The 10,012-nt window shown below is 69.5% G+C and carries 10 protein-coding genes; 5 read left to right on the top strand and 5 right to left on the bottom strand.

Annotated elements, in window-relative coordinates:
* Positions 1-794 (bottom strand): cytochrome P450 family protein (locus tag ACZ6SA_RS48490; RefSeq protein ID WP_465836203.1); only part of this gene is annotated, 794 nt, incomplete at its 3' end.
* A gap of 90 nt (positions 795-884) precedes the next feature.
* Between ACZ6SA_RS48490 and ACZ6SA_RS48485 the strand changes: the two genes are divergently transcribed.
* Positions 885-1,532 (top strand): TetR/AcrR family transcriptional regulator, encoded by a 648-nt coding sequence (locus ACZ6SA_RS48485; RefSeq protein ID WP_465836201.1) that lies wholly within the window; start codon positions 885-887, stop codon positions 1,530-1,532.
* A gap of 269 nt (positions 1,533-1,801) precedes the next feature.
* Entirely contained in the window at positions 1,802-2,380 is a 579-nt protein-coding gene (locus ACZ6SA_RS48480) for a DUF6461 domain-containing protein (RefSeq protein WP_347647706.1), read from the top strand.
* A gap of 74 nt (positions 2,381-2,454) precedes the next feature.
* Here ACZ6SA_RS48480 and ACZ6SA_RS48475 read toward each other — a convergent pair whose 3' ends face one another.
* The 4 genes from ACZ6SA_RS48475 to ACZ6SA_RS48460 are packed head-to-tail and all read right to left on the bottom strand — an operon-like array spanning position 2,455 to position 6,628.
* Positions 2,455-3,999, bottom strand: coding sequence for a tripartite tricarboxylate transporter permease (locus ACZ6SA_RS48475; protein ID WP_347647705.1), 1,545 nt, complete (start codon positions 3,997-3,999; stop codon positions 2,455-2,457).
* Between the two features lie 15 nt (positions 4,000-4,014).
* On the bottom strand, positions 4,015-4,503 hold the full coding sequence (locus ACZ6SA_RS48470; protein ID WP_465836198.1) for a tripartite tricarboxylate transporter TctB family protein: 489 nt from the start codon (positions 4,501-4,503) through the stop codon (positions 4,015-4,017).
* Between the two features lie 14 nt (positions 4,504-4,517).
* Positions 4,518-5,492, bottom strand: a complete 975-nt coding sequence (locus ACZ6SA_RS48465; RefSeq protein WP_465836196.1) for a tripartite tricarboxylate transporter substrate binding protein — start codon at positions 5,490-5,492, stop codon at positions 4,518-4,520.
* Positions 5,489-6,628 carry an acyl-CoA dehydrogenase family protein gene (locus tag ACZ6SA_RS48460; RefSeq protein WP_465836194.1) on the bottom strand — a complete coding sequence of 380 codons (1,140 nt, stop codon included), beginning with the start codon at positions 6,626-6,628 and terminating at the stop codon, positions 5,489-5,491. The genes ACZ6SA_RS48465 and ACZ6SA_RS48460 overlap by 4 nt, the downstream gene beginning before the upstream one ends.
* 194 nt (positions 6,629-6,822) lie before the next feature.
* Between ACZ6SA_RS48460 and ACZ6SA_RS48455 the strand changes: the two genes are divergently transcribed.
* From ACZ6SA_RS48455 to ACZ6SA_RS48445, 3 genes are read left to right on the top strand one after another with little or no spacing between them, the layout of a single operon-like run.
* The gene (locus tag ACZ6SA_RS48455; protein ID WP_465836192.1) at positions 6,823-8,022 is read left to right on the top strand and encodes an acyl-CoA dehydrogenase family protein; all 1,200 of its coding nucleotides are present in this window, start codon (positions 6,823-6,825) and stop codon (positions 8,020-8,022) included.
* Positions 8,019-8,846: an enoyl-CoA hydratase/isomerase family protein gene (locus ACZ6SA_RS48450; RefSeq protein WP_465836190.1), complete on the top strand. Its 828-nt coding sequence runs from the start codon at positions 8,019-8,021 to the stop codon at positions 8,844-8,846. Before ACZ6SA_RS48455 ends, ACZ6SA_RS48450 begins: the two co-directional genes overlap by 4 nt.
* Before the next feature lie 7 nt (positions 8,847-8,853).
* Positions 8,854-9,984 carry a CaiB/BaiF CoA transferase family protein gene (locus ACZ6SA_RS48445; RefSeq protein ID WP_347647699.1) on the top strand — a complete coding sequence of 377 codons (1,131 nt, stop codon included), beginning with the start codon at positions 8,854-8,856 and terminating at the stop codon, positions 9,982-9,984.
* Positions 9,985-10,012 lie beyond the last annotated feature (28 nt).

The following is a 10,012-nucleotide window of genomic DNA, read 5'->3' as shown; positions in this document are numbered from 1 at the left end:
AACCCGGCCAGCAGTTTCGGATCGTCCAGAAGCGAGGCCACGCTCAGCGAGATCATGTTGGCGGTGGTCTCGTGACCGCCGACCAGCAGCAGCAGCCCGATTCCCGTCATGGTCTCGCGGTCATAGGCGTCGATGTCGCGGTACTTGTCGATGAGCCGGCTCAGCAGGTCCTCGCCCGGCTCGGCCTCCTTGCCCGCGACCAGGTCGTTGATGTACTGGCGCAACCACAGTGCGGTGTCACGTCGCTGGTCGCCTGTCGAGTTGCGACTGAGAATGATCTTGGTTCTGCTCTGGAATTGGCCGCGGTCGACGTAGGGCACTCCCAGCAGCTCGCAGATCACCAGCGACGGCACCGGCAGCGACAAGGCTTCCACGAGGTCGGCCGGCCGCGGTCCGGCCAGCATCTCGTCGATGGATCGGTCGGTGATCCGCTGGATCTCCGGCCGCATCTGCTTGACCCGCCTGACGGTGAACTCGTTGGTGATCATGCGCCGGTGCTGGGAATGCTCCGGCGGGTCCATGGCGACGATCGTGCCCTTCAGCGGCACCGAGGCCACCCCTGGAACGAGTTGCGGGAAGCCGGGGTTCGCGCGGTTCGAGCTGATCTTGTTGCTGGACAGGAACTCCCGCGCGAAGGCGTGCCCGGTGATCAGCCACGCTTGCGTGCCGTCCTGCAGGGTCACCCGCGAAATCGGTGCCTCCTGTCTGACCTGCGCGTACTGCGGCGGCGGACCGAACGGGCAGGAGCGGGGCATCGGGAACGCCGGAGGAGTCTGAGCGGCGGAGATTGTCATGATGTCACCTCTCGAAATAAGAAACCATTGGTTTCTTGTTCACAAGATAGGCTCGGCGATCAGGAAACGCAAGGTTTCTTGGGAGCTGTGATGCCGAACACACCGAGGACGGACCCGTCCGCAGTCGAGACCATGTCGCGCCGCCGGGGAGCCGAGCTCGAGAACGCCATCCTGGACGCGGCTCGCGAGGAACTGGCCGAACTGGGTTACGCGAAGTCCACCATGAGCGGCATCGCCAACCGGGCCGGCACCAGCAAACCCGTGTTGTACCGCCGCTGGAGCAGCCTGCCCGAGCTGGTGCTGGACACGCTGGGGAGCCGGTTCGCCAACGTGCCGGTCCCCGACACCGGCGACCTGCGCGACGACGTGCTGGCCCTGTTGCGCCAGGCGCAGGCGAACCTCGCCGACACCCGCCGCGACACGGTCTCCGGACTGATCGCGGACACGGTTCACGACCCGCAGCTGGCGCAGCGATTGCGGGACCTCATCGCCGGCTCGACCCTGTCGGACGCCATGTCCACGGTGCTGGAACGCGCGGCCGAGCGCGGTCAGATCCCACCCGGCCCCTGGCCGCGACGCGTGATAACCCTGCCGATCAGCCTGCTGCGGGACGACTTCGTGGTCTTCGGAATCCGGCCATCCGACGCCGACCTGGCCGCGGTCACCGACGAAGTCTTCCTTCCTCTGCTGGGTTACGCGTCCAGCATGGTCCGGAACCGCGATCGTCCGTCGAGGTGAGCATGGCTGCGGCGTGGCCTGGCCGTGTCTCGTGGTCGCGGGCCGGCCGGGGCGGAGCTGCTACTTCCGCGGCAAGAAAAAGGGGGATGCCGTGTCCGGCACGGCTCGTGAACAGCTAGCCGAGTTGCTTGATGCCTGTGCGAAAGCGGCCGGCGTCGAGCGTCTTGCGGAAACTGGCCGAAGGAGCGATCGTCACCACACCGCGATGACGAAACAATCAGGACCAGCTTCTGGATCTGGCGGCACCGCTCGGACGGATCGAAGTCGCGATGCATGACATCGATACTGATTATCGCGACATTGTGTCGGAGTGGTTCACCGAATCCATGAGCATCACTTTCTCCCATGGCATCAGCATCGACGAGGTGGCCACAGCCTTCGACGACCTCGACACCGGCCGCTACCTCACTTACCCCGAAGCGGTTGAGGAGAGCTACGAGGCGTTCGAGGCCGCCGGCATCGGATGCGCGGCCATCGTGGGCGAACTGGGCGAGTGGGTAGTAACCGTGGAGCCCGACGGCTACAAGGGAAATCTCTGGCACGTGTTGCAGCGCCTGTCACGGTTCGACCGAGCGATCAGCGTGTTATGCGGTCACGGAACGTACAATCTGAGCTACGTCGTACGCTCCCAGATGGTCGCAGACCTTCGACTCTGGGATTATTCGCACAGGTCGGCCATCGAGAGCAGCGAGCTGGATCCATATGTCGACGGCCTGGAGTTCACCGAAAACGATCTTCTTGTGAAAGCGTCTGCTCTCGCAGTTTGCGCGCGGATGACAGGTGAGCGTCTCGACAGCGACTGGCTGAACCGCCGGCACCGCCGGCTGATATGGGAGGATCCGGACTGAGCCGAGTTGTTCCTGGGCACCTGTGCGGCGCACGCTTGGGAACGACGACGTCCATGGCAGAGCGGGGTCAACGGTCACCCGCCGGGTGTGGGCGTGCGCTGGTCCGTGACCGGAGCGGGGCGTTGCCCCGTGTCCCTTCGCGCGAGGAGCGCTCGCCGCGCCGACACGATCACGGCCAGGACGACGAGGCCGAGGATCACCATCGTGACGGGCCGTCCGAGGACGTATCCGGGGTTTCCGTCGGAGTAGGCCAGGGTCTGGCGCAGCGAGACTTCGAGCGTGGGCTGGAGGACGACTGCCAGCACGAAGGGCGCCATGCTGAACCCTGCCCGGCGCAGCATGAATCCGAGCAGTCCCGCGACCAGCATGACCACGACGTCGAACATCGAGTTGTTCTCGGCGTACACGCCAACGACGCACAGGCCGATCACGAGCGGCATCAACGTCTGCGGCGGGATGGACAGCAGGCGGGTGAAGAGTCCCACCAGCGGAAGGTTGAGCACCAGCAGCATCAGGTTGGCGATGTACATCGCGGCGATCACGGTCCAGAACAGGTCGGGCTGGTCCTCGACGAACGTCGGGCCGGGAACGATGCCGTTGAGCAGCAGGGCTGCGAGTACGAGTGCCATGGTCGGCGCGAACGGGATCCCGAGCGCCAGCAGCGGAACGAACGCCGCGCCGGCCGCGGCGTTGTTGGCCGCCTCAGGGCCGGACACCCCCTCGACAGCGCCCTTGCCGAACTTGTCAGGGTTCCTGGAGATCTTCCGCTCGACGACGTAGGAGGCGAACGTCGACAGCACGGCGGCGGGGCCGGGCACCAGTCCCAGCAGGAAGCCGATCACCGAGCCTCGCACCGCCGCCGGAGCCGCCTGGCGGGCCTCCTGCCCGCTGGGCAGGAGTTCCCTGAGCCGTGGGGCCTTGACGGGCTTCGGGCGCCGGCGCCGGCCGACCATCGTGAGCGCTTCCGCCACGCCGAAGGCCCCCATGACCAGGGCGATGAAGCTGAAGCCCTCGGCCAGGGTGTCGGATCCCATGGTGAACCTCAGGTCACCGCCGGCCGGGTCGATTCCGACCGTGCCGATCGCCAGGCCGGCGCAGATCATGACGATCGCTTTCGCGACGGAGCCGTCGGCGAGCGCCGCCAGCAGCAGGAGTCCCGCGACGCACAGTGCCAGGTATTCGGGCGGACCGAGCTTGACCGCCAGCCCGCTCAGCCACGGCGCCGACATCATGAGACCGAAGATGGCGATGGTGCCTGCCAGGAACGACGAGAGCGCCGCGATGGTCAGCGCGGGCCCCGCTCTGCCCCGTTTTGTCATCTCGTGGCCGTCGAGCGCTGTGACCACCGACGACGCCTCACCGGGTACGTTGAGCAGGATCGAGGTCGTCGACCCACCGTACGTGGAGCCGAAATAGATGCCGGCGAAAAGGATCAGCGATCCTGTCGGGCCCAACTGCGTGGTCATCCCGAGCAGGACCGACATCGCGCCGATCGGCCCGATCCCGGGCAGCACGCCGACCATCGTGCCGAGGACCACGCCGACCAGCGCGAGGATGACGTAGGCCGGATCGGCGAAGGCGGCGAAGCCCGCGCCGAGGTTGTCGATCGCGTCGCCCACGGGGCGTCCTTCCGTTCAGAACAGGCCGAGCGTGCCGCCCGGCAGGGGGACCGACAGCCAGCGCACGAAGATCAACCAGGTGGCCGCGCCGAAGGCGAAGCCGAAGATCACGGCGCTGCTCCATCGCGAGACCCCCATGACCTTGGCCATCAGGACCAGGGAGATCGCCAACGTCACGATCATCCCCACGGTGTCGCCCACCGCCGGCACCAGCAGGGCGGCGGCCAGCACGCCGGCGATCCGCCACCAGCGCACCTCGCCGTCGCCCTGGCCTTCCGCGTCGTCCTCCGGTGGGGTGACGCCGCTCGGCGTCCGTCGGCGGCTCTGTAGAAGGACGACGCCACTGGCGGCGACCAGCACCAGCGCGACGACGAAGGGAAAGAAGCCCGCCCCGCTGTCCGCCAACGTCCCCAGGCCCTCATCGAGGGCCAGCGCGCCGTACAGCAGGCCCAGCACCAGCAGCGCCCCGGCGGCGATCGCATCCGGCTTGGCGATCCCTCGCACAGGACCCGTTCCCCTCATTTCGGCGCGATCAGGTTCGCCGCCTCCGCGGTCTTCTCGGCCAGCCGCGCCTTGGCCGTCTCACCGTCGGCCCCGCTGACGACCAGCCCCAGCTTCCGCGCCGCCTCGGCGAACTTCTGGCTCTTGACGGCCGAGCCGAACACCTCGCTCAGTTTCCGCTGGACGTCGCCGGGCAGTCCCTGCGGCGCGATCAACACGTTGTACGCCTCCCACTCCAGGGCGACGTCCTGCTGGGCGAAGGTGTGGATCTCGGGGGCGAGCTCGACGGACTCGGCGGAGGCGATCCCAAGCGCGCGGAGCTTCCCGGCCTTCAACTGCGCCATCCCGCCGGCCAGTTGCATGACGCCCACCTCGACGTTGTCGCCGAGCAGGGCCGTGACGGTCGCCTGGTCGCCGTCGAACTTGACGTGCTTGAACCGCGTCCCCGTCAGCTGCTCGAACTTCCCGGCCGGGATGGCGTAATTGAGCGGACCCTCGGCGATCGTGATGGCCCCTGGGCGGGCCTTGGCGGCTGCGACCAGATCGCCGATGCTCTTGTACGGCGAGTCGCCGGGAACCACGAACAGCACCGGCGACGTGGTGACCTCGCTGATCACCGAGATCGCCACCGGGTCGTAGGAGACCTCCTCGGTACGCGGGAGCAAGGTCAGCGGGCCGTCCGGCACGAGGCCGATCGTGTGCCCGTCCGGTTTGGCGCGCAGCGTCGCCGTGGTGCCGACCGAGCCCGCGCCGCCCTCCCTGTTCACCACCTGGACGCGCCGGCCGAGCTTGCCCTCGTCGTTGACGACCTCGACCAGCGAACGGGATGTGGCGTCGATGGCGCTTCCGGCTGGATAGGGCACGATGAGCTGGATGTCCCGTGTCGGATAGCCTCCCTGGGACGCGGGCGCACCGCATGCCGCGGCGACGAGTACGACGGCCGCGAGGAGCGCGGGCGCACGGCCGCGCCTGCCGACCGGACGAATACTCATGGGGCACCTCCTGGAGGGGGCAGGGGAGGATGGGTTCCCGGCCCGATGGTGGCCGTGGCGACGATCGAGTCGTGCCAGCCGTCGTCGCCGAAGTCGTGGGCGTCTCGGTGGAGCCGTTTGAAGAACAGGTGCGCGCTGTGCTCCCAGGTGAAGCCGATCGCGCCATGGAACTGCACCATCGCGGCCGACATCCGGCGGGCCAGGTCGGCGGCGCGGCTCTTGACCACCGACGTCATCAGCGCGGCGTCGTCGCGCCCGGTGTCGTGGGCGTGGGCGGTGTACCACAACGCGTCGGTGATCGTCGTCCATGCGACGTGCAGCTCGGCCAGCTCGTGCTGGATCGCCTGGAAGCCGCCGATCGCCCGGCCGAACTGCCGCCGCCCGCGAAGGTGATCAAGAGTGATCCGCATCGCCGTGCCCGCGGCGCCGACGAGGTCCGCGCTCACCAGCACGGTCAGCCGCTGGACGATGCGCTCGAAGACGTCGTCGTGCGCCCAGCTCAGCGGCTCGGCGGGCACATCGGCCACGGTCACCCGGGCCGCTCGCATGGTCCGGTCGACGGGCTCGACCGCGCGGATCGACACCCCGGGATGTCCGGCCGCCACGACGAACACAGCGGGGCCGCTCGCCGACATGGCGGCGACCAGCATGATGTCGGCGTCCTCCGCATGGCCGACGATTCCGGCGTCGCCGTTGAGCATGCCGTCGGCGGTGGCGGTGACGGCGATGCCGTCGCGGTCCCACGAGCCGCCCGGAGCGCGCAGGGCGGTCGCTCCGACGAGCTCGCCCGCGACCATCGGCGCGAGCCAGCGGCGCCGCTGCTCCGGGTCGGTCGAGGTCGCGAGGACGTCGCAGGCTGCCATGGCCGTTCCGACGCCCGCCGGCGCGAGGCCGGCCCCCAGCGCCTCGGCGACCACGGCGAGGTCGAGCAGCCCGAGTCCGAGACCGCCGTCCGACGGCGCGGCCGTCACCCCGAGCCAGTTGAGGTCTGCCGCCGCACGTCGCAGGCCGGCGTCGAGCCCGGCGGAGGGCGTGTCGGCGTGCTGCGCCACGCGCGCCAGGTTCAGGTGGCGATCGAGCCAGCGCCGTACGGCGTCGCCCATCGCCACCTGCTCTTCACTGAGCCCAAAGTCCATGTCACCGGTCCACTTACGCGAATGGCACACAGTCCACAGTGCATGTGTGAAGTACGTCAAAGACGTGAAATCAACCCGACTCATTGCATTTCCCAATGAGTCGGTCATGGGTTTTGCTCTTTGACGCTCCAGGACGGCGGTGCTCAGGATGGGCGTGCGCGCAGGGCCGGATCGGACAAGGAGTGGTGCACGGCATGGATCTTCGATACTCGTCGGCGGCGGAGAGGTTCCGGCGGGAGATCCGCCGGTGGCTGGAGGAGTCCGTGCCGGCGAGGTGGCGCCAGCCGCGTTTCTGGATCGACCGGGACGGGAGTGAGGAGTCCCTGGAGCTGCGGCGCCGTTGGGAGAAGGACCGGTTCGACAACGGCTTCGCCGGCGTCGACTGGCCCGTCGAGCACGGCGGGCGCGGAGCCGATCACGAGATCCGGGCGGTGCACGACGAGGAGATGGCGCGGGCCCGCGCGCCGATCGGCCCCTTCCTCGGCCTGACCTACCTCGGCACCGCGCTGCTCGGCCCCACGCTGCTGCGCTACGGCAGCGACGGGCAGAAACGCACGATCCTGCCGCGGATCCTGTCCGGCGACACGATCTGGTGCCAGGGGTTCTCCGAACCGGAGAGCGGCAGTGACCTCGCCGGCCTCTCGACCACCGCCCGGCGTGACGGCGACGTCCTGGTGGTCTCCGGCCAGAAGACCTGGACCTCGCTGGCGCGCCACGCCGATGCGATGTTCGCCCTCGTCCGCACCGATCCGAAGGCGGAACGACGTCGCGGCATCACCTTTCTGCTGATCGACTTGACGCTGCCGGGGGTGCACGTACGCCCGATCCGTCAGATGTCCGGCTCGCACGAGTTCGGGGAGGAGTTCTTCGACGAGGTACGCGTGCCCGTCGACGGCAACGTGGTCGGCCGGATCGACGACGGCTGGGCCGTGGCCCGCTACCTGCTCTCGGTCGAGCGGAACGCCTCGCCGATCAGCCAGTACGTGGAGTTCAGCCACGAGCTCGACGACGTGATCGCCGCGGCCCGGCACACCAGGAAAGACGGCCGCCCGGCCATCGAACACCCTGCGATCCGGACACGGATCGCACGCTGCCGGGCCGACCTGGAGCTGCTCCGCGTTCGCGGCTACGACGCGATGACCCGCGTGGCGCGGGGTCAGGACCTGGGCGCCGGCGCCTCGGTCACCAAGCTGCTGTGGTCACGGACCAGGTTGGCGATCGCCGATCTGGGCGCCGACGTCCTCGGTGCGGACGGCCAGCTGAGCGCCGACGGCGGGCATCTCAGCCATCTCCGCTGGCGCCACCTGCACGTACGCGGCCAGCGGATCGCCGGCGGCACCGCGCAGATCCAGCGCACGATCATCGCCCGCGACCTGCTGGGCCTCCCCCGGTGAGCGGGACGGCGATCGGCTCGGGAACCGTGCTGTTCCAGCTGCGCGACGGGGTCGGCACGGTGACCCTCAACCGGCCGGAGCGCCGCAACGCGATCTCCTGGCACCTCGTGCAGGACCTGCTCGCCGCCATCGAGCGGGCCGGTTCCGAACAGGACCTGCGCGTCCTCGTCCTCACGGGTGCGGGCGACGACTTCTGCGTCGGCGCCGACCTCGCGCGGGTCGGGTCGGACAGTGTCCAGGACCAGGAGACGCGCACGCTGCGCGGACGTTCGGTGGCCGACGACCGCGAACGGCTGAGCCGGGCCTCGGCCATCGTGGAGACGCTCGTGCACTTCCCCTCGCCGACGATCGCCGCCGTCAACGGCGCCTGCGCCGGTGCGGGGCTCTGCCTCGCGCTGGCCGCCGACTTCCGGCTCGCGGCGCGGGAGGCGGTGTTCAACACCGCGTTCATCAGCGCCGCGGTGTCCGGTGATCTGGGCAGCGCCTGGCTGCTGACCCGCGCGGTGGGCGGCGCCCGCGCGCGGGCGCTGCTGCTCGACCCGGTCAAGCTCACCGCCGCCGAGGCGGCCGACCTGGGACTCGTGACCGAGACCACAACCGATCTGGCGGCACGGATCGGGTCGCTGGCCGGCAAGCTCGCCGCGCAGGCACCGAAGGCGATGCGCTACGCCAAGCAGAACCTGGCGGACGCCGGAACGGCCACGCTGCCCGCATACCTGCGGCGGGAGGTGCCCCGTATGGTCGACTGTGCCCGCAGCGGCGATGCGCGGCGGGCCGCCCAAGCCTTCCTGGAAAAGCGCAGACCGGTGTTCACCGGAGAGTAGGAGTGGCATGATCCCCCCTCTCGCGGGAGTTCGCGTCGTCGAGTTCGGCCACTACATCGCCGCACCCGCGGCGACGCAGATGCTGTCCGACCTCGGCGCCGAGGTCATCAAGATCGAGCCGCCCGCCGGCGACCAGGCACGCGGCATCGGCGCCTACGGCGAGGGCATCGTCCTGGCCTACAACCGCGGCAAGCGCTCGATCGTGCTCGACCTCAAGCAGGCCGGCGACAGGGAGACCGCCCTGGGCCTGATCGCGGAGGCGGACGTCGTCGTGCAGAACCTGCGGGCCGACGCACTGGCCCGCCTCGGTCTCGGCCCCGACGACCTGCGGCCGGCCAACCCCAGGCTCATCTACGTCTCGATCCGCGGTTTCAGCTCCCGAGGCCCCTCGGCGAACCGGGCCGGCCTCGACATCGCCGCGCAGGCCGAGAGCGGACTGATGTCGATCAACGGCGAGCTCGACGGTGATCCGCTCCGGGTCGGCTTCCCCATCGCCGACGTCGCCGCCAGCTACGCGGTCGTCCAGGTCGTCCTCGCCGCGCTCCTCCGCCGGGAGCGCACCGGCGAGGGCGGGGTCGCCGAGGTCTCGCTGCTGGATGCCGCGATCCACCTTCAGTCGGCGATGTGGGGCGAATGGCACGCCTCCGGCCAGGAGCCGCGGCGCAAGGGAAACGGCCAGGCGACCGTCGCTCCCGCCGCCGACCTCGTACGCACCGCCGACGGGACCATCGTGTTGTCGGCCTACACCGCCGACCACTTCGCGCGGCTGTGCCGGCTCATCGACAGGAAGTGGATGCTCGACGACCCGCGCTTCGCCGACAACCCCGCCCGGGTCGCCAATCGGGAGGCGCTCCTGGCGGAGATCTCGCAGGCCATCGGCGTCCTGCGAACGGAGGAGTGCCTCGCGATGCTGGCCGACCACGGCATCGTCGCCGCGGAGGTGCGCACCTACCACGACGTGGCCGAGGCGCCGGACGTGCTTGCCTGCGGAGTCCTGACCACGGGGGTCGGGCCGGACGGTGACCGCTACACCGTTCCATCACTGCCCTTCACCCTCGACGGAGTCACCGTCGAGGCGGACAAGACGGTGCCCCACGCCGGGGCCGACTCGGGCGGGCCCGGCTGGCGCGGCGCTTGACCTGGTGAGCAGGGCGCACATTGGATCG

This window comes from Nonomuraea sp. NPDC049378 (assembly GCF_055586745.1).
The sequence above is the reverse complement of the archived record's forward strand: the minus strand, read 5'-3'. Positions and strand labels throughout refer to the sequence as shown.

Coding starts and splice junctions, on each gene's coding strand:
- ACZ6SA_RS48485 (WP_465836201.1), top strand. CDS start 885: ATGCCGAACACACCGAGGACGGACCCGTCCGCAGTCGAGACCATGTCG.
- ACZ6SA_RS48480 (WP_347647706.1), top strand. CDS start 1,802: ATGCATGACATCGATACTGATTATCGCGACATTGTGTCGGAGTGGTTC.
- ACZ6SA_RS48465 (WP_465836196.1), bottom strand. CDS start 5,492: ATGAGTATTCGTCCGGTCGGCAGGCGCGGCCGTGCGCCCGCGCTCCTC.
- ACZ6SA_RS48460 (WP_465836194.1), bottom strand. CDS start 6,628: ATGGACTTTGGGCTCAGTGAAGAGCAGGTGGCGATGGGCGACGCCGTA.
- ACZ6SA_RS48455 (WP_465836192.1), top strand. CDS start 6,823: ATGGATCTTCGATACTCGTCGGCGGCGGAGAGGTTCCGGCGGGAGATC.
- ACZ6SA_RS48445 (WP_347647699.1), top strand. CDS start 8,854: ATGATCCCCCCTCTCGCGGGAGTTCGCGTCGTCGAGTTCGGCCACTAC.